The organism is Streptomyces sp. NPDC001634 (assembly GCF_040298185.1).
Lineage (GTDB): Bacteria > Actinomycetota > Actinomycetes > Streptomycetales > Streptomycetaceae > Streptomyces.
This window is the reverse complement of sequence record NZ_JBEOZU010000034.1, coordinates 70,837-93,968: the sequence shown is the minus strand read 5'-3', so window position 1 is coordinate 93,968 and position 23,132 is coordinate 70,837. Positions and strand designations below refer to the sequence as shown.

Below are 23,132 nucleotides of genomic sequence, written 5' to 3'. Positions count from 1 at the left end.
TCCACCTGTTTTTCCCTGCTCTGCCCGGACGGGTGACCCACCGTCAATACGCGCTTATGGGGGGAAGTTCAACGCTTCCGCGGTATCAGTCGGCGCTGAAGACACATTCACCGTTGACCGTGATCCGGATCGGGATCGTTCCATCCGGGCTGATCAGGTCGCCGGGTACCTCACCGGTGTCCAGATGGACGGACACCATCAGGCCTTCACCGCAGTTCCAGTAGGCGTAGACCTGGGTCCCGCCGGTCTCCAGGCACGGCAACGTGCCCCGCTGCTTCCGGCGTTGGTGCAGAAACCGCGCGCGTCGGTTCAGGGTGGTCGCTCGGCGCTTGCTCAGTCGCATAGCTGTGCTTCCTCTGAGGAATCCTGGGAGGCTGCCGGTGCCGTGGGCGCCCGGCCATGGGGTGGTCAGGCGGTGTGGTGACGGTCAGGCCGGCGGCGACGGCGGCAATGAACCCGGTGTCGGGGCGGGCTCCGGGGTGATGTCGCGCGGGTCGGCGGGGATCGCCTCGCCCGCCAGGGCGGCCCGCATCTGCTCGGCCGACATGCGCCCGCTCACCTCGTTGTAGGGGAGCGTGTACGTGCTGCCCTTGTGCCGGGTCTCAGCCGTTGCCGCGCGGGTGACCACGCGGCAGCCGCCGACGGCGCCGACGGTGCCGCCATCGAACGCGGCGTGGATGTGCGGCACGGTCGCCGTCTTGGCGTTGACCCGGGTCACCTCGTACCAGGACCCCCGCCACTGCACGAAATCGCCCTTCACGAAGTCGGCCCGTCCCCACACCTTGAAGCCGCGCCGCTCCGCCTCCTTGATCGTCTCCGCCCAGTACGTCAGCTCTTCGTCGTACTCGGCCAGACGGCGCGTCAGCTCCTGGTGGCGCGCCTCGGACGGCTCGCGTCGCCACACATCAGCCGTGCGCCCCTTGTCGTCAACGCCGTCACGCTCCCGCAGAACGCCCCGCCGCTCCGCCTCCAGCTTCTCGATACGGCGCAGCGTGCGCCCCGGGTTCTTCCGATACCGCTCGTAAGCCTCCGCCGCCTGGGCGCGATTGGCCCAGTAACCGGCCCGCTCGCCCTCGGCGATGCTCTTGCGCATGGCGTTGTGCATGCGCTCCTGGTCCCTGCGGGCGCGCCCCTCCGAATGGTGGCCCACCAAGATCGGCTGGCCCATCCAGAACCGTTCGCCGATCCGGTCCGAGGCATCCCGCGCAGCCTGCGACGATGCCGCCGCACGTCCGGACCGGTCCGCGTACCGCTGCGCCCGGTTCTCGGACGCATCCACGCGGGCGGCCTCCCGCTCGGCGAACGACATGCCCTCTTCGATCACCACAGCGCATGACAGGCCGAGTGCGCGCACCGCGTCCGCAGCCCGGTTGATCTTCCACCGGTCGGCGCTCTTGTAGCGGCTGCCACGGATGAAGATCCCGGGGTTGCGCCGGTAGGTCCAGCCCAGCGGGCGCAACGCTTCCCACACCCCGTCACCCTTGGCGGAGCCCTCAACGGTGGTGCCGTCTTCGTGGGTGTGCCGGATGACGATGTCGGCTGCTTCGGCCTCCTCCTCCGCCTCCGCGACGTCCCCGGGCAGGGTGAGCGCGCGCAGTGCCGCCGGAGTGTGCCCCATGACCCGTGCGGCGCACTCGGCGCAGCGCGGAGCACAGCCGGGCACGTCCCACAGCAGCACCCCGAACCCGCCACACGTGTTTGCCGCCGCGCAGTCACCGCGCCCGGCAGGCTTCGCCCAGTCGATCGGCATAACCGCCGCAGCCGCCGCGACGGGGGCCGGGGTGTCGACGCCCGGCACCGTGCCGCCCTCTGCCTCCCACACGTCCGCCCCGGACGGGTCGGACATCACGTCAGCCACCCGCGGGGACACCTCATCACGTGTTGCCGGCGGGGGGAGCTCTCCGCCGTGCGCGAGCGCTCCGCCCTCGCCCTCCCACCCGTCCAGGTCGACCGCGTCCGCGTGCGCGTCCGGCCGTGCGTGACAGTCTGCGGGCGAGTGTCAGTCGGACATCGTCATCTGAGTGTCAGCGACGCAGCCTCCGCGACCTGGTGATTGGCACTGAGGGGTAGTGCTCACCGGTTGCTGACGTGAGTGACGAACGGCCAGGTCATTCTCACGCCGACTGCTATAGCGGGTGCAGAGTTTGCGCTGGTCAGAGATGTGGCTGAGCGGTGGGGCGGCAGTGGGTGGGCGTCAGCCAGAAGGCGGTCCCACGCGGTGTGCGATCGGAGCGCGGGACCGCCGAGCCCCGGTTGTCCTGACAGAGCCGGACGGGTCAGGAGCCGCCGTGGCGGTGCCCGGCCTGGATCTGATCGCCCAGTGGGCCGCGGCCGGCCGCGCGGATCACCGCCGCGAGCCGATGATCGCCGATCGCCGTCTTCAGCCTGCGCGCCACCCGCTGCTGGCCAACGAAGAAGTCGCCTCGACCAACTCGGGGGAGTACCTGGCCTACTGGCTGGGCCGCCACCGCCACGCCATGGTGTGCTTCACGTACGACTGCCTGTCCAAGATCGCCCGAAGCCCAGCACTCGGCCGTCTTCCCGCCCACCGGTCTTCGACCTGCTGGTTGTGGACGAGGCCCACGCCACCGCCGGCACCTAGGAGAAGTCGGCGCCCGCGAGCGCGTCGCACGCTCGTCGACGCGGGTTTGAGCCGGGTACCAACAGGATCGCCCCATCGCCTACATGTGCGCCGGTAGTTGTTGTGCGCAAGGAAAGTGCAGGTCAAGACCTTGATCGCATCTTCCGTCTTCAGCTTTGTTGAACATAGAATCACGCCGCTACGAATGGGGAGGAACTGTAGAGAGTGGGTATTGCGGCGTGAAGAAGGTCACCGAGGGGGCGCACATCCCAGGCTGACCGGCGGAGTACCTTACGGATCCGCACGTGGGGGGCGTGGTGCAGGAGTGCGAAGCCTCTCTCGGCCCCACCGCTGGTTGCCCACGTCCAAGCCGGGCTTGGTGTGCTGGTGTGTGATCAGCGGTCGGCCGCCGAGTGCGTGCACCAGTGTGCGGCTTTTGTGTCATGTCACGCGGTAGACGTGTCCGTTTCATGGATCCCCGGTGGTGTTGCTGATCGGGCTGCCGACCAAGGAGTCGGCACTTGAGTGAGGGATGTGGGGGGAAGGAGTGTGCGCGGTGTTTGAGCCGGTGTTCTTGCGGCGGGGGCTTCAGGGCGTGGATCCCTGGCAGGTTGAGTACACGGTTGTCGATGTGGAGACGACCGGTTTGTCTCCTGCGCGCGGTCATCGTGTGTGTGAGGTTGCGGCGGTGCGGCTGCGGGCCGACGGCACGGTGGTGGAGGAGTTTTCCACCCTGGTCGACCCGCAGCGGGCGATGTCGCGGCAGAACCAGTCACATCACGGGATCAGCGAGAGCGACGTCGCAGGGGCGCCATTGTTCACGGATGTTGCGGGGACGCTGCTGCGGTTGATGCGCGGCTCGCTGGTGGTGGCGCACAAATTGGCCTTTGACGCCTCGTTCCTGGAGGCGGAGTTCGCGCGGGCTGGGGCCGCCAGGTTGCGGGTGGCTGGCTTGTGCACGCTGACGGCGTTCCGTGCCCAGACCGACCTGCGTGGCTACACGCTTGCGGGAATCGTCAAAGACCTTTCCGGAGCCTGGCCGTCCCACGGCCACGCGGCATTGGAAGATGCCCGCAACACCGCCCGGGCCCTGACCACGCTGCTGGCCACCAGTCCGCAGCCGCTGAGATTGACGGGCGGCCCATCCGGAACGCTTCCGGTATGGCCCGAGGCCGTCCGCAGCCGGCCGCGTATCGCAGGGGCACCCGGCAGCCGTCAGGGCTGGCCCGCGCACATCCACGCGGCGCTGCCGAGCGGCAGGACGGTGCCGCCGGATCCGGTGGCCGCCGGCGAATACCAGCGCGTGCTCGAAGACCTCGCCGTCCAGGGGCGCCTGGCCGGCCCTGAGGCACAGCGACTTGTCACGTTGGCCAGTGCAGCCGGCCACCATCAGACCTCGGTGCGCCAGATACACTCCGCCGTCTGGCACACGGTGCATTCCCGTATACCGGACCCGTCGCCGCGAACCGTCCGGGAGCTGACCGACCTGGCGCGCCATCTCGGCGTGTCCGATTTCGCCGCCCGCGATCTGCCCAGCGTTGGGGACGAGCTCAAGGGGGTGCGCATCGTGCCCCTCAGCCAGGACGCGGCCGTGCGTGACCTGACGGCCTGGGCCGAGCGGCACGGGGCCACGATCGGTGTGCGGCCCTCCAAGACCACCCGACTTGTCATCGCCACCGACCCGACAACGGTCCCCAGCCCCAGCGCGGTGACCCAGCATCGCCTGCCCGTACTGGCCCCGGCCGCCGCCAGACAGTGGCTCGAGCAGCAGATGAAGCCCGCCGCGCAGCCCGCTGCGGCGGTCGCAGCTTGTGGCCCGCTGGTATTCACCGGCCCTGGTGCGGGCCCGGTGTGGCGTCTGCACGAACTGCCTGACGAGCTGACCGCGGGCACGTTCACCGCTCCCGTCCGATGGGTGATTGAACAGTGCGTCGCCCCTGAAGCGACGTTCGTCCAATTCAGCCGTGGCCGAACGCCCCGCCTGATGGTCGACAAGTCCAAAGCACCCCACGGAAGCGAGCAGACTCTCGAAAATGCCCTGACCGAACTACGCCAGGCCGCCGGGCTCGCTCTCACTGTGAAGGGACGCTACCGCCGCGCCGGACGGACAGCGGATGCCGCCCTCGTGCCTCCACGTCGCCCCTATGGCGGCGCACCGGCCGCTCGCCCGGCCAAGGACCCCGAGCCTCGCCAGGTCATCGTTTTCGAAGGGCCTCGTGGCGAACCCAGGATCACCCCTACTACCCTTCCGGCGTCACTGGGAGAGCCAACCCGACATCCTCGCTCCGCTGTCGCGTCTGCTGCGGCGACTGCCGCCGCTGGGGAGGGTCATCTGCGGCGACGCCGCCAGTCGTTCTCTGTGCACTTCTGGCTGTTCTGCTTGACGGGGGGCATTGGCAACATCATCTACGCGGTGCGCGTCAACAACTGGAACAAGGCGCGCGGCCTGTGAGGTACGTCTGAGATGCTCCGGGCCTTCTCGTCCATTTGGGACTGTGAATCGTTCGATGTAACTCTCGATCATGGAAGATGCAGCGTTGACCAGTGAGAAGGCGCGGCCGAGTAGGAGAGTGTCGGGTCGGCAGCGGCTGTGTCGGCGAAGGTCATGGATGACTGGCTGATCGACGAGCTGGTGAGTCGGGCTCAGGCATAGGGCCTGCAGCTGTCGGGCGAGGGCGGACTCCATCAACTGGTCAGGCGGCTGCTGGAGTCCTTCTGGTGGGCGAGGTCGCCGAACACCTCGGCTATGAAAAGCACGATCCGGCGGGCAAGGATGGTGGCGACTCCCGCAAGGCAAGCGCTCCAAGACCGTTCTGACCGGCGTGGCGCGGGTGGAGAAAGCCGTGCTCTGTGACCGGGGCGGCTCGTTCGAGCCTGACGAAGACTGTCAAGAAGCGGCAGAAACGCCAGACCGGCGTCTGGCCTGGAGCTGTGGGTGGCCAGTAGCCAACCGCTCAAAGTGGCGACAGAGGGGAACCTTGGTGGGGGATGGCGTGAAGACGCTGGGAGACGCGGACGCGGCGTCCGTGCTGTTGGAACCGCATCGCTGGGTAGGGGTGTTTCTTCCCTCGCGGCTTCCACGGGCTGGTCGTTTCGCCCTCTGGCGTCCTGATGCCGTCGATGGGCAGGACGAAAAGCCCAGCAGCGACATGCTCACGGTCGTGTGCCCGGGGCAGCACGGGCTGCGCGAGGCGACCGTGCCGGCTGTCGAGGTCGCAATGGCTCAGGCCCTGCCGCTGCTGATGGCAGTGGACAAACCGGATGCACCGCCTGTTCCCGGGTTGTCACCGTGGGCGTCCGCCGCCCGGATTGCTCTGGAAGCGGTTGTCCGCGGCGATGTCGAGCCCTCGGCCGACGACGAGGGCGACGAGTCATGGCGGTGCGGACGCCTCGACGCGATTGCGAAGGCCGATCTCGATGCTCTGGTGGCCGGCTTCCCGCCACACGCTCATGCTCAGCCGCTGCCGGGCGGGCCGCCCTGGCGTCTGCCCAATCCGCGGCACCTGCTGTCGTCCTTCATGGACGCGGTCGTGGACACGCTGCTCGCCTCTGCGGTGAGCGATAACTCTGCCCAGCAGGCCGGCTCATCCGATTCTTCGCTCCCCGCTGCCGCCGAAACGACACCGCACCCCGCCGCAGCGGAGACCGGCCCAGCCGTCCGGTGCGAACTCCGTGTCCAGCACAGCGAGGACACCCCGTACCCGGTCCGCGAGGACGGTGCAGTGGACCTGGTGCTCCAGGTACGAAGCCTCAAGGACGCATCCCTGATCGTGGATGCTGCCGACCTCGCCGACCTTCCCGCCACCACGGACGAGCCCTTCGGCAAGAGACCCCTTGCAGCAGTCTCCGCCGTCCTCACCGAGCTCGGGAGTCTGTGGCAGCCACTCGACCGGCTCACCACCAACGACGACGACGAGTTCAAAACCCGCCTGACTCCCCAAGAATTCGAGGAGTTGCTTCGGCCACGTGGCCCGGCACAGGCACTACGCCGCCGCGGTGTTGCGATCCTACTTCCCGCCGAGTGGGCGTCATTGGAATCGGTTGCCGTGATGGACGCCCCGAACGGCTCCTCGATCGTGGACGGTCTTCTGCAGTCCTTCAACTGGCGCTTCTCCCTCGATGGCCGACTGCTGACCGAGGAGGAGATGGACCAGCTTGCCGAGTCGCGCAGGCCATTGGTGCGCCTGCGCGAGGGGTGGGCATTGGTCAACGACACCGTCCTCCGCAGGGCCAGAAGCCGGTTGGCGACGCAACTGGAACCGGGCGACGCACTGGCAGCCGCAGCGGCGGGCGAGCTCGTGGTCGACGGCGAGTCCGTGCCCTACACCGCGTTGGGCGCCGCGGCCCGCCTTGCGACGCAGGAACCACTGCTGCCCGCACTGGAAGAGCCTCCAGGCCTGGTCGCCACCCTGCGGGCCTACCAAAGACGGGGCCTGGCTTGGCTGGCGGACCGCTGCTCTCTTGGACTCGGTGGCTGTCTGGCCGACGATATGGGACTGGGCAAGACCGTCACAGTCATCGCCCTGCACTTGCACCGGCTGGCCTGCGGCGAGGCAACGGGGCCGACGCTGGTGGTCGGGCCCAGCATCGTCCTGGACAACTGGACGAGAGAGGTGGAGCGGTTCGCCCCGGGCGTGACGGTGCGACGTTTCCACGGGCCTTCCCGTTCCCTTCGGGACCTGACGCCAGAAACCATCGTTGTCACCACGTACGGAGTTCTGAGCGACTGGAGGCTCGCCCGGATCGAGTGGGGTCTGGTCGTGGCCGACGAGGCCCAGCGCATCAAGAACCCCAGATCGAAGACGTTCAGCCACATCTGCGAGCTGAACGGCCAGGTGCGGGTCGCGTTGACCGGAACGCCGGTGGAGAACCGGCTCCGGGACCTGTGGGCCATATTGACGTGGACCACCCCGGGTCTTCTGGGTTCCCATGAGGCCTTCCAGGAGCGGTACGTCCAGCCGATTGAGAACGGAGAGGATCCCGAAGAGGCCGAAGCTGCGGCCGAGCGATTGGCGCGGTTGGTACGGCCGTTCGTCCTGCGTCGCATGAAGACCGACCCGGCTATCGCGCCTGAACTGCCTGCGAAGACTGAGACGGAGCACATCATCGGACTCACCGCACGGCAGACTGCGTTGTACGAGGCAACCCGGCGGGAGGGTATGGCGCGGATCCAGGCCGCGGACTCGGGAGCCCGACCTCTCGAGGTCACGAGGCTGCTGACCCACCTCAAGCAGATATGCAACCACCCGGTGCTCTTCCAGGGCGAGGGCTTCCCGGAACTGACGGACTCGCGAAAGCTGGAGCTCCTCGACGAACTACTGGAACAGGCCCAGGACAACGGCGAATCAGTGCTGGTGTTCTCCCAGTACACGACGATGCTGGACCTGATCGAAAACCACCTGGGCAAGCACCGCCCTGCCGTCGCCTACCTGCGTATCGACGGCAAGGTCCCCCCAGCCGAGCGTTTTCGGCGAGCTGAGCGCTTCCAACACAAGCAGGCATCGCTCATGCTTCTCTCGGTCACCGCGGCAGGCCTGGGCATCAACCTCACCCAGGCCACCCAGGTCATCCACTACGACCGCTGGTGGAACCCTGCCGTCGAAGACCAGGCCACCGACCGCGCCTACCGCATCGGGCAGACCCGACCGGTGCACGTGCACAAATTCGTCACTCGCGGCACGGTCGAAGAGCGGATCGCCGAACTCATCAACCGCAAACGTGCTCTGGCAGAAAGCGTCGTTCCCAGCGACGACAGCTATGTCACCCGTCTGACCAACGCCGAGCTCGACGAGTTGCTCCGCCTCAGGGACGATGCCGAATGAGCTCCACGCCGAAGATCACCACCACAGTCGGCCCGCTGCCCACCGAACTGCACCCCCTGGCAGCCGACTGGCTGCACGCGCTCGGTGCCTTCCAGTGGAACAGCTCACTCCACGGGGAGGCACTCAGCCTCGTCGGGCGCGAAGCCGTCCGGCTCACCACGGTCCAGCCGGGACTGGTCATCGCGGACGTCGTCACCGGCAATATCATTCAGGCACCTCAGCTCCGCCTGGCCGGCCACGACATCGGCAATCCCGCCGAGCTGATGGACGCCTGCTTCCGCTCCGTGGATCGGTCCGAACCCGTGGAACGCCAAGCCCGGCACTGGCTGGCAGACATCCGCCTGCGGACCTGGCTGCGCCCCACACCGCGCGAACTGTCGGCTGCGACCTGCACCTGCACCGCCCCAGAGCAGGACTGCCTGCACCTCCTGGCACTCGGCTACGCCGTCGTCGCACACCTTGACGCCGATCCCCGAAGCCTGCTGTGCCTGCGCGGCCTCGACCTGAACCTGTGGCCAGCCTCCCTCCGGCCGATCGCGTCGAACACGGTCGACAGACAGTCCTTGACCAGTCCGACCGCATCCAGCGCCCACCCCCGTCATGTCCCGCCATCGACTGATGCCGCTGAGCCCCCCAGCCGGCATGACGAACAAGCCGATGAAGTCGATCATGCGCCAGTGGCGCAGCCCCGCTCTTTGGACGCCGCGAACCATCCCGAGCCGCCCCGACTCACCGAGCCCACATCGACCCAGGCCCCACTGCCGAGTGAGCGCCTAGCCTCTGCCGCACTCACAGCCGCCCGCCTGCTGGCCGGCCAACCGCTCCGACTCACCCCCGCACTCCAGCCGGCCGCTGCGAAGCCAGCCGGTACCCGATCGAGACAAGACCTTCGGCACTCGGGGGGTGTCGACGCCGCAGCGGCCTATTCCGCGTGGGCTGCGCCCCGGACCGCCACGACCACCCCCGCGCGGGAGCAAGCACCGCCCGCCCCACCCGGCTCGCTGCCGCAGGCGTCCGCGCCCGCGGCGCTTCCCCTACCCGCCGCCCTTGACCGGCCCGCGGCCAAGCCGCGCTCTGCGACAGTCGCCGTGCGCGGCGCCATCGCTTGGACCGCGCAGTGCTTCTGGGAGGTGGACTACTGGACATTCCGCATCGACGCCACAGAGGCACTCCTGGCGGGGCTATCGTTCCCCGTCCCGGAGCGCTTCGCCGAGCAGGCCCGTGCCCGCCGTCACCAATCCCTCAGCGTCAACACATCGCTAGGGCACGTCACCATCGCATGGACAGGCGACGGCTTCACCGGCCGCATCGTCGCCAACGACGGCCGCCTGCGAGGCATCCACGAGGGTGACCATCTGTTTCTGCTGGCCAACCGAAGCGGCCTCGAGGTCAACGTCGTACCCGACACCAACAAACCTACCGATGGCAACGACCCTGCACGGTTCGGTGTAGCCGCGCTTCGACTGGCCGGCCACAGCGGGCCCATCCCCCAAAGCGAAGCAGACGTCTGGACGGTCCTCGCGACGCGACTCGGAGCACTCGACACTGACCTGCTTTCCCCTGAGGAAATCCGCACTCTGCTTCGGACGCGAGGCGACAGCGACATCCTGGAAGCACTGGATCGCATTCCTCGCACCGTCCAGCAGACTGCGCCCCTGCCGCAGCACTCACAGACCGCCCGACCCAGCATTGGACCATCCGGAACCGGTGGCGAGGCGACACTCATCGCCCTGATGGGAAAAGCCCGATACCGCGCTGCCGACAAGCACATACGTGCCGGCCGAGTCAGCGGATTGCGAACCACGGAGAATTGGACGATCGGCTTCTTTACGGTTTCGCGGCGCTTGCAAGTCAACGTAGCCATGTCAGGCGGTAAACTGTTGGGACTCTGCTCGTGCACGATGCCCCACCCATGCGCGCATGTGGATGCCGTAGCGCTGCATGCCACGCGTTCGGCAACCGGGATCAAAATCCGTACCCTGCCGAACGCGGACCAGCCCACCACATCCCCCCAGCCAACAACAGCGGAGGCCGACGCCGCCGACGCCAGGCTGGCAGCCCTGGTAGGCCGGCTTCGGGCCCGCTCCGCTAAGGAACAGTCGCAGAGGTGGCACCTGACGAGGCTGGCGGTCAGCGCCAACACGGCCAGTGCCTACCTGAGCGTGGAGCGGGTCACCTACGACGTCCGAGTAGTGATCACGCGTGGCCAGCTCACCGGGCGTTGTGACTGCTGGACATTCAACGATCTGCGGCGGGCCTGTCTCCACATGGATGTCCTCACCCTCCACGCGCTGGACCGAGGACTCAAACTGCTCTGACGTTGGCATGCGCTGGACCTGACGTGAGCCGGACGCAGACAGGCGGCGAACGGGTGCCGGACTCCGTGCGGGCAGGTGTAGGTGGCCCGCCGCCGGGGTCTGGGCCGGCGCGCGAGGAACTGCAGAGTGCACCACCTGGATCCTCAGAGCGGGCCCCGAACGAACTGGCGCGGCGGTGAAAGGTTGCCGGCTACCTCACAAACGGCAAGTCCCGGCCACCGCCGCAACCTGATACGGGGGATGAGCTGGTCGCCCCGACCGCCCTGCCGGCGCCCCCGGCCCAGAGTCTGAGGGCACATGGCCGCCGCCTGACACGCGCTGGGACGAGTACCGGCACGAGTCGGAGGATCGGCCGGACCACCTTGGCGACAGGGCGAGGACCTGGTTTAGCTTGGGCATCCGCAGGAGCGTGTCGCGTCCTGGTCGAGCCGCTGAATGCACCAGGCATACGCGGACGGCTGCCCCGCGATCTCCCGCGCTGGAAGGCCGAGCATGGCGAAGGCGAGGACCCCGCCGTGCTTGCGGGGCTGCCCGCCGCGCGGGGTCGAGCGGCGCGGGCCGGCGTCGCGGAGCATGACCCGGCCCGAGCGCAGCCGGTGAGCCGACCGCGCGCGAGTCGCTGTCAGGCGAGCAGTTCCAGAGCTTGCGCACCCGGCTGCGCAAGGCTCCGTGAACCGCCCCGATTCGAATAGAGACTCGATTTCATGAAAGGATCGAGTCATGGCACGACCTTCCCGTTACCCGCTTGAGCTCCGCCGCCGTGCGGTGCGCATGGTCGCCGAGATGCGCGACGACTACCCGAACGAGACGGCCGCCTTGCAAGCGGTGACGGAGAAGCTCGGCATCGGCTCCCGCGAAACGCTGCGGAACTGGGTGAAGCAGCACGAGATCGACGCGGGCCAGCGCCCGGGGACGACGACGGAGGAGTCTGCCCAGCTCAAGGCGCTGAAGAAGGAGAACGCCGAACTCAAGCGGGCCAACGAGATCCTCAAGGCCGCGGCAAGTTTCTTCGCGGCCGAGCTCGACCGGCCACACACGCGCTCGTAGCGTTCATCGACGAGCACCGGGACCGCTTCGGCGGTGTCGAGCCGATCTGCAGGACGCTCACCGAGTACGACTGCAAGATCGCCCCTTCCACCTACTACGCCCACAAGAAACGACTGGCCGCCCCGTCCGCACGATCGGTGCGGGACGCTCAGCTCAAGGAGTTGATCAGTCAGGTCCACACCTCCAACTATCGTGTCTACGGAGCGAGAAAGGTCTGGCGTGAGCTGAACCGGCAGGGACGCGTCGTGGCCCGGTGCACCGTCGAACGCCTGATGCGTGAGATGGGCATCCAGGGGGCGGTCCGCGGCAAGCGTGTGCTCACCACGCTTCCCGGCGGGCAGGTCGAGCGAGCTCCCGACCGTCTCGACCGCGACTTCGTCGCCGCCGCCCCCAACCGCTGCTGGGTGGCGGACTTCACCCACGTGAAGACCTGGTCTGCCACCGTCTACGTCGCGTTCGTCGTCGACACCTTCTCCCGCCGGATCGTCGGCTGGTCGGCAGCCACCGTCAAGGAGACCGTCTTCGTCCTAGACGCCCTGGAGATGGCGATCTGGCAACGCGACCGCGACCAACAACCCATCCGGCCAGGCGAGTTGATCCATCACTCTGATGCCGGGTCGCAGTACACGTCGTTCAGGCTCGCCGAGCATCTGGACGCCGCCAGCATAGCCGCGTCCATCGGCTCAGTCGGCGACGCCTACGACAACGCCCTGATGGAATCGGCGATCGGCCTGTATAAAACCGAGTTGATCAAGCCCCAGCGGCCCTGGAAGACGCCTTCCCAGGTCGAGCTGGCCACCGCCGAATGGGTCGACTGGTACAACCACCGCCGACTCCACGGTGAGATAGGCCATATCCCGCCCGTCGAGTACGAAGCCAACTACTACACGGAACTCACGAAACCCCAGGTCACAACCACAATCTGAGATCTCTACCGAACCCGGGGCGGTTCACCGGGACTGTTGTGCAGCTAGATGAGCGTGACCGATCCAGGGGGGGGCAGCGGCCTGCTCACAGAACTGGGTTCCGGGTGACTCAATGGTGCGCTGTGTGGGCCATGATGTGCGTGGGGAGCGCTGCCGTGCGGGTGGCGTGTAGTGGGGGTGAAGCGTGTTGCAGGAGTTGGGGGAGAAGGATCCGTGTACCTGCGGTGGTTTCCGGCTGTTGGGCCGGCTGGGAGCCGGTGGGATGGGCGTGGTGTATCTGGGCGAGGACGATACGGGCCGGCAGGCTGCCGTGAAGATCATGCGCTCGGAGTACGCGGACGACGCGGTGTTCAGGGAGCGTTTTCATCGTGAAGCCCGGGCTCTCGCCGCAGTCAGCAGCCCCCACGTGGTCGAGGTGGTGCACCTGCCCACAGCGGGGGAGATGCCGTACCTGGTCACGGAGTACGTTTCCGGAGGTTCCCTCGCCGAGCGCCTGGAGGCCGGCCCGCTGCCCGTGGAGGATGTTGCGCGGCTTGCGGAGGCCTTGGCGTGGGCGTTGGAGACGATTCACGCGGCCGGGATCGTCCACCGCGACCTGAAGCCGTCGAACGTGCTGCTGGGCGCGGACGGCCCGAAAGTGATCGACTTCGGCATTGCGCAGCTGGCCGACGCAACCGCGGTGACCCGTACCGGCTGGAGGCTGGGCACCCCGGGATACCTGGCGCCCGAGCAGTTGGCCACCGGAACCGCGGGTCCTGCGGCCGATGTGTTCACCTGGGGGCTCGTGATCGCCTCTGCCGCCCTGGGTCGTCACCCCTTCGGTACTGGGCCTGCCGAAGCGCTCGCCTACCGCATCCAGCACACCACACCGGATCTGAGCGGACTTCCGCCTCGCCTTGTGCGCGCGGTCAGCGCAGCTCTCCGCTCCGATCCACATCAGCGACCCTTGAGCAGGGACCTGCCCCGCCTGCTGCGGGAGCCGGCTACGCTCACCGCGTCCTACACCTATCCAGGCACTGCCATGCCGGCCGACCGCGGCATGCGCTGGTGGCACAAGGCCGCTATCGCCGCCGCCGTCTCAGGTGTCCTCTCGGCGGCGCTGGTCGCCTACGCCGTCTCCCATCAGTCACCCGCAGCTGGCCACGTCTTGACACCGTCTGCACCCTCCGTCCGCCACGGCGCCGGTTCCACCGCACAGGCTCAGGCGGCCGCCTCCACCGCACCCACTTCGCCATCAAAGGAGCCGCATGCAGCAACCAGTTCGCTAACCGAGTCCGCCCCCACACCGTCTTCGCGCCCTGTCACCCAGGTCAGCACCTACACGCCCTGGACATTCGGCGAGCCCGCTGATGACGTCCGCGTCGTCGCGAGCGCTGACGGCAGCTGCTTCGCCTCCTCCCAGGCGGCCTTCCGCCCTGACGCCTACCGGTGCATCGTCGGCAGCGAACTGAAGGACCCCTGCTTCAGCCCGCCCAATGACCCCAGTCCAGCCGTGCTATGCCCCACCTCCGGCGCCATCGGCAAGGTCTTCAAGATCAACCTCACCGAGGCACTCCCTGATACCAGCGACATGGATGAACAGCAGCCCTTCCCCTTCAAGATCGTGCTCGCCGATGGACAGGTCTGCGATTCCTATCAGGGGTCAGGCATCGCCATCGCCGGCAAAACCATGTCTTTCGCATGCCCCCACGGTGATCTCTTCGGCGGCCCCGATACCACCAGCAGCACCTGGACCATCGACTACCGTCCCACCGGCGCCAGCAGTTTCCACTCCACGGACATTGCCGCGGTCTATCAGTAAGCACCACTGCGGCCTGCGCGGGCCGACGGGACCAGATGATCGACGCAGCAATGTCAAAGGACCACATCAGCGGAGCGCCAGTACGCCGGATACGTCCGCGTGTCTCGAGAGGCCGCATACCGGGCTCGTCGCTGCGCATTCAGATCCGGTGACGAAGGGACGCCGGTCAGCCGCACGCTCGTGTCGCTTCCAGGGGTGGTGCGAGAGGTTGTGGGATGTGTGTGCATGGTGAATGGATCGTGTGTAGTATGCGCGCAGACCGCGTACGGGTGGGGTACTTGAGGCGGTTATTCACCGCCTGTGCCGTCAGTGGTGCGGGCCCCAGCACGCCGGGGGTGTGGATGTATCTGGCATCTCTGTGTGCCGGGAACTTTCTGCTCTTCGGCTGCGCACGGCAGAACGAGGGGGCCAGGATGCGCGTCTGCAGGCCGACTTCGGCCCGGCCACCAACGCTGCGGTTGGGGAGAATGACAGCAGCGAGACCGCTTCTCGTCGCTGGCATCCGCCTGTGCCCTGTGACGCGGATCGTCCGACCACGACGTCACCCGTCGGCGATCAGCGATGTCGCGCCTTTGGCCAACACGTGGGTAGTCCGGCGCCGATGGTGGAGCGCTCCGGCGAGGGAAGTTAGCCAACGAGCTCTGGCACGCGTCCGATTGCGAGCTCAAGAGCCGGGGGACCGGTGGGCGGGACTGACGGGTACCGGCCTTGGCCGGGTTGCGCATCTGCAGGGTAAGCCGCCCCGTGCCCGTCGGGACTGGGCACCTTTGGAGGCCCGGCAATCTGTGGAACTGCGCAGTAGTTTCGGCGCCCCGGCGTACGGTGTCCACCGCCAGCCGCCAGGGCCGCCCCGACGCACGACGAGATAGGCACAGGGACCGCCGATGACCGACACCGACTCCAAGACCCCTGGCGTCGACAGCACTACCTCAGGCCGCGGTTCAGCGTCTCTGACGAGTCAGCAGCCGCTTGGAGGCCTGCCTCCCAGTGGGGGTGCTGAGCAGGAGGTCGGGAAGGTTGCAGGCACCGAGGACTCCACGCCTTTGAAGTTTCACGTCGCCCTTTCCCCCGACGCGTACCTGCAGCTCGACGACGTGGTCAGCACCCGCCGGGAGATACCCGGGGTCGGCACGGTGGTCACCTCTGGCGTGGTGACCGAGGTGGTCGCCCGCCATGAGGGTGCCGCGTTCGGCTCGGACGTGTTTCTCATCGCCGACGGGATCTTGCCGGCGACCGTGCAGGAGATCGCCGAGGTCACCACCACCCGCGTCGAGCCTGAGTGCTACGTCCCGCCACGCCCCGGCGCAGTCGCGATCCGGGCCGCGGGTGCTGACCGGGACGCCGCCTTGTACTTCGACAAGATGGACGCGCGGATCCCCGCCGGCACCGGCCGTGACGGCGAACCGATCTATCTCAACCTCGAGTTCCTCGACGGAACCCGCGGCGCCCATGTGTCGATCTCGGGCATCTCCGGGGTGGCGACCAAGACCAGCTTCGCGCTGTTCCTGCTGCACTCGCTGTTCACCTCGGGTGCCCTGGGAGCCCGCGCGGTCAACGCCAAGGCCCTGATCTTCTCGGTCAAGGGCGAGGACCTGCTGTTCGTCGACCAGCCCAACACCCGCCTCGACGAGACGCTACGCGCCGCATACGCGCGGCTCGGCCTGCCCGCTCGCCCCTTTGCCTCCGCCGGCTTCTATGCGCCGCCGCTGCCTGGTGATACCACCGGCCGCCCCCACGTCACCGGCCGGACCAGCGGGGTGACCGCGTTCTGGTGGACGCTCGCGGAGTTCTGCCAACGCGAACTGCTCCCGTACGTGTTCGCCGACGTCGAAGACGAGAAGAACCAGTACACGATTGTCGTGCACCAGGTCACCAGCCGGCTGCGCGGCGAGGCCCAGGCCGCAGGGAACGACGGCGCGGTCGCCATCGACGGAGCCACCATCCGCACCTGGGCGGAGATGATCGAGTTCATCTGCGAGAAGGTCACCGACGAGGCCACTCGCGCCCACTGGGCGGGGCCGGCGGTGGGGATGGGTACCGTCAACGCGTTCGTGCGGCGGCTGCGGTCGTCCCAAAGGCCGCTGGGCCCCCTGCTTCGTGGCGACTTGAGCACGGTCACCGACCGTGCGGTCACGCACTCCATCGATACCTCGGGGCAGCAGGTCACCGTGGTGGACCTGCACAACCTGCCGGAGCGGGCCCAACGCTTCGTCGTGGGTGTCGTGCTCGCCGCGGAGACCGACCGCAAAGAGCAAGCCGGTCCGGGCGGGCTGCTGTTCACGATGATCGACGAGCTGAACAAGTACGCGCCCCGTGAGGGCTCCTCTCCGATCAAGGACGTCCTGCTCGACATCGCCGAGCGCGGCCGCTCGCTCGGCATCATCCTCATCGGCGCTCAGCAGACCGCCTCCGAGGTGGAACGGCGCATCGTGTCGAACTCCTCGATCAAGATCGTCGGCCGGCTCGACCCCGCTGAGGCCGGCCGCCCTGAGTACGGCTTTTTGCCCACCTCGCAGCGGCAGCGCGCCACCCTTGCCAAGCCCGGCACCATGTTCGTCTCCCAGCCCGAGATCCCGGTGCCGCTGGCCGTCGAATTCCCCTTCCCTGCCTGGGCCACCCGTCTCTCCGAGGTCGCCGATCCCACCTTCACTACCGGCAACTCGCCTGCTGACTCGAACGCCGGTGGTGCGGCGCGACCGGACCCGTTCAGCAAGCTGCCCCAGACCCAGAGCGACTCGTGGTTCGACGATCCCGACGACGGGGCCATCGACGAGCCGCCCTTCTGACGTCCGCCGACGCGCCTTCAGATCACGCCTGACGCAACCCGCTGCTCTGCTTCAGCCATCCGAAAAGGACCGACCCGGTGAAGTTTATCCACACCTCCGACTGGCATGTCGGCAAGACCCTCAAGGGCCGTAACCGGCTCGAGGAGCAGGCAGGCGTACTGCGCGAGATCACCCAGATAGCCGTCGGCAACGACGTCGATGCCGTCCTCATCGCCGGCGACCTCTACGAGAACGCCGCGCCCACCGCGGACGCCCAAAGGCTTGTCGTGCGCACCCTGCTGCAACTGGCCAAGCAGGACATCGAGGTCGTCCTGATCGCCGGCAACCACGACCACGGCGCCACACTCGAGGCCTACAAGCCGCTGATGGACATCGCCGGCATCCACGTCTACGGTCAGGCCCGCCCGGCCGCAAAGGGCGGCGTGCACAGCTTCCGCGCCGAATCCACCAACGAGCGCGTCAACGTCGCCGTTCTGCCGTTTCTCTCCCAGCGCTACGCCGTCCGCGCCGCGGAGATCATCGCCAACACCCCGTCCCAGAACGTCGGCGCCTACGACCAGCTCATCCGAGATGTCCTGGACAACCTGACAGGGGCTTTCACCTCCGACGCCGTCAACATCGTCATGGCCCACCTGACGTGCACCGGCGGCGTCTTCGGCGGCGGCGAGCGGGCCGCCCAATCGATCATGGAATACCACGTGCCCGCCGCTATCTTCCCCGTCGAAGCGCACTACGTGGCCCTGGGCCACCTGCACCGCCGACAGACGATCCCGGCCGCCTGCCCGGTGCACTACAGCGGATCCCCCTATGCGATCGACTTCGGCGAGCAGAACAACACCCACGTGGTCTGCCTCGTCGAAGCCTCTCCCGGAACCCCCGCGAAGATCACCGACATCCCGGTCACTGCCGGCCGCAGGCTGCGCACCATCGAGGGGACCGTCGCCCAGCTCACCGCCGACCACGCCGTCTACGGCGAGGACTACCTCCGGCTCGTGATCACCCAGCCCGCCTACGCCGGCATGCGCGACGACCTGCTGGAAGCCCTTCCCAACGCCCTCGAAATCCGCATCCACCCCGACCATGCGAGCACCGGCGCCAAGGCGGGCATCGCCACCCACCAGCCGACCAAGACGCCTGCGCAACTGTTCTCCGACTACTGCCACAGCGTCGGCGTCAGCGACGACCGGGTCACGGCCCTGTTCAACCACCTGCACGACGACCTGACCCGCTCGACCGCCCGCTCCTGACCCAGCGGCCCTGACACCCGCTAGAAGGAATCCCTCAACATGCGCCCCGTTCGCCTGGAGCTCAACGGCTTCGCCGGTTTCCGCGCTCCCACCGTGGTCGACTTCACCGACGCCGACTACTTCGCCCTCGTCGGCCCCACCGGGTCAGGCAAGTCCACCGTTCTCGACGCCCTGACCTTCGCCCTGTACGGCTCGGCCTACCGGTGGGGCCGCAGCAACGCCATCGCCTACGCGCTCGCCCCCACGAGCAACCGATGCACGGTCTCGCTCACCTTCGACGTCGCATCCCAGCGCTACCAAGTCGCCCGCGAAGTCCGCCGCGTCGGCCAACAGATCCAGCAAAAGACCGTCAGCCTGGTGAAGTTCACCGACCCTACGGCGGTCGTCACCGACGCAGACGGGCCACAGCCGGAAGTACTGGCCGGAGAAATCAAGGAACTCAACGCCGCCATCGAGCAGTTGCTCGGCCTGTCCTTCGACGACTTCTGCCAGTGCGTCGTCCTGCCCCAAGGCGACTTCGCCCGGTTCCTGTCCGCCAACGCCCGCGACCGGCAGCAGATCCTGCTCAAGCTGCTCGGAGCCGCCCACTACGAAGGCATCGGCAAACGCGCCGGCGCCCAGGCGGCCGAAGCAGCCAAGGAGATCGAGGTCCTCACCGACCAGCTGAGCCGGCACGCCGACGCCACCCCGCAAGCCGAGGCCGACGCCCAGGCCCGCCTGTCGGCACTGGGACAGCTGGCCGCCACCGTCGACCAGCTCGTGCCCCGCGTCGCCGAGGCACACTCCCGCGCCAGCGATGCCCACGCACGTGTCGCCACTCTGCGCACCGAACTCGCCCGGCTCACCCCCCTCCGCACCCCAGATGGCATCGGAGAGCTGCAGCGCCGTGCCGTGGAGGCCCAGACAGCCGCCCACACGGCCCGCGACGCCGCCGACGCGGCTGCCCAGACCCTGGCCGACGCCACTAAAGCCGCCCAATCCGGCCCGCAGCGCGCTGTCCTCAACATTGCCCGCGACCGCTACACCGAGAAAGCCGGCTTGGTCGGGCGCCGCGACGCAGTCATCGCGGCTGCACAGCGTGCCCGCCAAGAGCTGGCGCAGAGCGAGGAGCGGCTACGGGCGCTGGCAGACGCCGTCACCGAGGCCCGGCGCACCGCCGAGGAGACCCGCGGCCGCCGCGACCGGGTACAACAGGCGTACGCGGCATTGCAGCGTCGCCAACAGCTGCTGGCTCCCGTCCAAACCCCCGACGGTGTCAGTGACCTGACCAGCCGGGAAGCGGCTCTGGCACGGCAGGCCGACGCCGCCGCCACCCAGCTGGCCGCGGCCCGCGACCGGCACAACCAGGCCGCTTCCGCGCTCACCGCCGCCGGCGACGGCAGCCGGCTCACCGAGGCGCGCGAGGTACTCGACCAGCTCCTTGACGTCACCAGTTCCCTCACCGAGGCCACCAGCGAGCTGGATGACGCGGTGGAGGCAGCTGCCCAGGCCGACAGTGCGGTCACCGGCGCGCAGGTGCGTCTCGACGCGGCCACGGCCGCCCTCGAGGAAGCCCGCACCCTCGCCGGTGCCGCCCAGCTACGCCCTCAGCTCCAGGTGGGTCACGCCTGCCCGGTCTGCGAGCAGAGCGTCACCATCCTCCCGCCGCCGCTGTCCGACCCGGCCCTGGCCGCCGCCCAGGCCGCGCGTGACGCTGCGGTCCGCGAACACCGTGACCTGCTTTCCCAGCGTCAGGCCGCCACCACGACGGTTGCCGCCAAGCAGCGCGCCGCGGACACCCTGAGCCAGCGGCGCACCCTGCTCGATGAGCGGCTGGGCACGCTGTTGCCCGATCGTCCTGCCGACACCGAACGCGACTGCGACGCCGACCGCGCCCATCTTGACGAACGCGTTGCAGCCCGTGACCAGTTGGTCGCCGCCGAGCAGCAGGCACGTGCCGCGGTACAGGAGGCCGAAGCCGCGCACACCTCCGCCACGGCGGCCGTCGCCACGCTGCAAAGGGAGATCGATCGCACCCGCAGCGACCTCCACACGCAGCTGGGCGCCCTGGCCGAACTCGACCCACCTGCCGTCGACACCCATGACGTGACCGCCGCCTGGTCCGACCTGGAAGCGTGGGCCCAGGCCCAGAGATCCACGGTGGAAAACGACCTCTCAGCCGCCCAGGCCGAGGCCGCCACCTCCCATCAGGCCCACCAGGAAGCGACCGCCACGCTGGAAGCAGCCGAGCAAGCACACGCCACCGCCCACAGCGACCACACCACCGCCGTCCAGCAGAGCGCAGCCGCCGACCACGCGCAGAGCACCCTGACCGACCGCCTGAGCGAACTGCAGACGCTGCTGGACCAGGCGCCGCCCACAGATGCACTGCCGGGCCTACTGGAGGAATGCGACCGCCTCGAAGCGGCCGTGGAGAACGCCACAGCCGAGGCAAGCCAGACACGCAAGGCACTCAAGGCGGCGGAGGCCGAACAGCAGCAGTGGCAGGCTCGCACCGCGACCGCCTGGTCCGAGCTGACCGCTGCCCGGGACGCGGTGGCGGCCCTTAAACCGCCGAGCCTGGACACCGACGACCTCGCCGCCGCCTGGGCCACCCTGGCCGCCTGGGCCACCCGCGCGGTCGACGACCGGCAGGCCGACACCCTCCGCGCGCAAGCCGACGCCCACACCGCACACAGCGAAGCCGAGCAGCTCCTGGGCCAACTGGAGGGTCTGCTGCGCGACCACGACCTGGATCCACAAGACCTCGGCGACGGTCCTGGGCGCGCCGCCCAGGCCCCCCGGGTGGTAGCGGTCGCAGCCGAGCGGGCCCGGGGCCGGGTAGAGATGATCCAGCGCAGCCTCGCCGACGCCGCCGCCATACAGGACAAGATCGACAGCGCCAGCGCCCAGCAACAGGTGGCCGCCGAGCTGGCCAGACTGATGCGGTCCAACAAGTTCCCGCAGTGGCTGGCCGATTCAGCCCTCGACACCCTGGTCGCGGGCGCCTCGCAGTCGCTGCGCCGGTTGTCGGGTGACCGATTCGACCTCAGCCACCACAAAGGCGAGTTCTACGTCATCGACCACTCCGACGCCGACTCACAACGCTCGGTTCGCACCCTGTCCGGCGGCGAAACCTTCCAGGCCAGCCTGTCACTGGCGTTGGCCCTGTCCGACCAGCTGGCCGGCATGGGCGGCGCGACGAAGCTCGAGTCCATATTCCTCGACGAAGGATTCGGCACCCCTTGATCCCGACTCGCTCGAGATGGTCGCCGACACCCTGGAGAATCTCGCCCAAGGGGAGCGGATGGTCGGGGTGATCACGCACGTCACCGGGCTCGCCGAACGGGTACCGGTCCGCTTCCAAGTACACCGCGACCCCCACACTTCCGCCGTCACCCGGGAAGGCACATGACAAGCACGGCACATGCGGCCCGGATGCGATTCCATGTCGACGGCTGGGACCCCACCTACGGCTCCAGCGTCGAAAACGCCGAGAACACCATCGGGGACTCGACCGCCAAAGTCATCCCCGACCTCGAACTCGCCCCGGCCGACTGGAAGCCCATCTCGACCTCCCACATGCCCGACCCCGGCGCAGTCCTGTTCGTCGACGGCGTACGCCGCGTCGAGGCCCGCATCTGGATCGAGCAGCCCGCGGCCGCCGAACAGGCCCCAAGCGCCAGCAACCGCGCCGACGACGCCCAGATGGCACTATGCGCCTCCTATGCAGCCGGCACCGTGTGCTGCTGTTCCGACCGTGGCGCGCACCTGCTGACCATCGAATCCCGACGCGGCTTGTTCACCACCGCCACCAACGCCGTCGACGTGCCCACCACGGCCGGTACCTACCAGGCCAACATCACCTTTGACGACCAGGAAGAAAACCTTGCAGTGCTGCTCTCTGCGGCACTGCAACGCCGACTCGGCGACCTTGAAATTCTCGTCGCCGCCAACGCCCGCACTGCCCTGGCCAGCCACGGCGTCGCCGCCGGCTCGGACCTGCTGGTGGTGGACGGTCCGCTGCGTGGCCGCACCCATCTGCCGCGAGCGCTAGGTCTCATCAAGTCCCACCGCACCGCCTACCTGCCGCCCGACCTACACGCGATGGTCAGCGTTCTGGCCGCCGGCGAACGCACCCCGGTGTTCTTGATGGGCACCTCCTGGGACCGGCACGCCTGGTACCTACGCCTACCGTGTACGCCCGGGGCCCCGTGGGTCGGAATAGTACGGCTGGAATGCGCCGCCGACATCCCCACCCCGGAGGCGATCGCATTGGCCAACCTCTCGCAACTGGTACTGCCGCGGTACGCCAGCTGCGAGTACAAAGACGCCCGGGCCCCCCAGAACCTGGTACCGGTCGCCGGACTGGAGGGGGAACTGCGCCGCCGCCTGGGCAACCCTGCCCTGCTCAGCAGGGCCCTACGCGTGGCAGCGGTGAGCTGAGCCGCAGTTCCTCCAGGTCCTCACTCTGACGGGTGACGCCCTCGGAGCACTCGCGCAGCACGCCGAAACACAACATCAGAGCACCCAGTAGAGGCGCACGCCGACGGACAGGGGCGGCCCGCCGCCATGGCGGACCGCGGGACGGCAACGCGTGCGGGAGCTGTGGCGAGGTCGCGACG

The 23,132-nt window shown here is 68.4% G+C and carries 12 protein-coding genes and 1 pseudogene; 11 read left to right on the top strand and 2 right to left on the bottom strand.

The window, feature by feature from the left end; genetic code table 11:
* Window positions 1-85: 85 nt before the first annotated feature.
* Both ABT186_RS23505 and ABT186_RS23500 read right to left on the bottom strand, forming a co-directional pair.
* A complete protein-coding gene (locus ABT186_RS23505; protein ID WP_351926669.1) occupies window positions 86-343 on the bottom strand; it encodes a hypothetical protein in 258 nt (85 codons plus the stop codon).
* Between the two features lie 84 nt (window positions 344-427).
* Window positions 428-1,858: a DUF3560 domain-containing protein gene (locus ABT186_RS23500; RefSeq protein WP_351926667.1), complete on the bottom strand. Its 1,431-nt coding sequence runs from the start codon at window positions 1,856-1,858 to the stop codon at window positions 428-430.
* 1,279 nt (window positions 1,859-3,137) lie between these two features.
* On the opposite strand from ABT186_RS23500, the gene ABT186_RS23495 reads away from it, so the two are divergent.
* From ABT186_RS23495 to ABT186_RS23450, 11 genes and pseudogenes are all read left to right on the top strand, one after another.
* Window positions 3,138-5,033, top strand: coding sequence for a 3'-5' exonuclease (locus ABT186_RS23495; protein ID WP_351926665.1), 1,896 nt, complete (start codon window positions 3,138-3,140; stop codon window positions 5,031-5,033).
* A 153-nt stretch (window positions 5,034-5,186) separates the two neighbouring features.
* A pseudogene (locus ABT186_RS48010) lies at window positions 5,187-5,500 on the top strand (transposase); the annotation flags it as partial.
* A 74-nt stretch (window positions 5,501-5,574) separates the two neighbouring features.
* Window positions 5,575-8,403 carry a DEAD/DEAH box helicase gene (locus ABT186_RS23490; protein ID WP_351926663.1) on the top strand — a complete coding sequence of 943 codons (2,829 nt, stop codon included), beginning with the start codon at window positions 5,575-5,577 and terminating at the stop codon, window positions 8,401-8,403.
* Entirely contained in the window at window positions 8,400-10,721 is a 2,322-nt protein-coding gene (locus ABT186_RS23485; RefSeq protein ID WP_351926661.1) for a hypothetical protein, read from the top strand. Before ABT186_RS23490 ends, ABT186_RS23485 begins: the two co-directional genes overlap by 4 nt.
* A gap of 720 nt (window positions 10,722-11,441) precedes the next feature.
* Window positions 11,442-12,694 (top strand): IS3 family transposase gene (locus ABT186_RS23480; protein WP_351926659.1). Its coding sequence is split into 2 segments (ribosomal slippage): window positions 11,442-11,724 and window positions 11,724-12,694, totalling 1,254 coding nucleotides; the frame shifts between segments, so codons are not numbered across the junction.
* 184 nt (window positions 12,695-12,878) lie between these two features.
* Window positions 12,879-14,495 (top strand): serine/threonine-protein kinase, encoded by a 1,617-nt coding sequence (locus ABT186_RS23475; protein ID WP_351926657.1) that lies wholly within the window; start codon window positions 12,879-12,881, stop codon window positions 14,493-14,495.
* A 1,043-nt stretch (window positions 14,496-15,538) separates the two neighbouring features.
* Window positions 15,539-17,281: an ATP-binding protein gene (locus ABT186_RS23470; protein ID WP_351926655.1), complete on the top strand. Its 1,743-nt coding sequence runs from the start codon at window positions 15,539-15,541 to the stop codon at window positions 17,279-17,281.
* A 77-nt stretch (window positions 17,282-17,358) separates the two neighbouring features.
* Window positions 17,359-18,528: an exonuclease SbcCD subunit D gene (locus ABT186_RS23465; RefSeq protein ID WP_351926653.1), complete on the top strand. Its 1,170-nt coding sequence runs from the start codon at window positions 17,359-17,361 to the stop codon at window positions 18,526-18,528.
* Window positions 18,529-18,567: 39 nt separating this feature from the next.
* Window positions 18,568-21,756: an AAA family ATPase gene (locus ABT186_RS23460; RefSeq protein WP_351926651.1), complete on the top strand. Its 3,189-nt coding sequence runs from the start codon at window positions 18,568-18,570 to the stop codon at window positions 21,754-21,756.
* A gap of 16 nt (window positions 21,757-21,772) precedes the next feature.
* Window positions 21,773-21,922, top strand: a complete 150-nt coding sequence (locus ABT186_RS23455; protein WP_351926649.1) for a hypothetical protein — start codon at window positions 21,773-21,775, stop codon at window positions 21,920-21,922.
* Window positions 21,919-22,953, top strand: coding sequence for a hypothetical protein (locus tag ABT186_RS23450; protein ID WP_351926648.1), 1,035 nt, complete (start codon window positions 21,919-21,921; stop codon window positions 22,951-22,953). The genes ABT186_RS23455 and ABT186_RS23450 overlap by 4 nt, the downstream gene beginning before the upstream one ends.
* Window positions 22,954-23,132 lie beyond the last annotated feature (179 nt).

Bases quoted from the DNA above. Each gene is read 5' to 3' on its own strand.
- ABT186_RS23505 (WP_351926669.1), bottom strand. From the start codon at position 343: ATGCGACTGAGCAAGCGCCGAGCGACCACCCTGAACCGACGCGCGCGG.
- ABT186_RS23485 (WP_351926661.1), top strand. From the start codon at position 8,400: ATGAGCTCCACGCCGAAGATCACCACCACAGTCGGCCCGCTGCCCACC.
- ABT186_RS23460 (WP_351926651.1), top strand. From the start codon at position 18,568: ATGCGCCCCGTTCGCCTGGAGCTCAACGGCTTCGCCGGTTTCCGCGCT.
- ABT186_RS23455 (WP_351926649.1), top strand. From the start codon at position 21,773: ATGGTCGCCGACACCCTGGAGAATCTCGCCCAAGGGGAGCGGATGGTC.
- ABT186_RS23450 (WP_351926648.1), top strand. From the start codon at position 21,919: ATGACAAGCACGGCACATGCGGCCCGGATGCGATTCCATGTCGACGGC.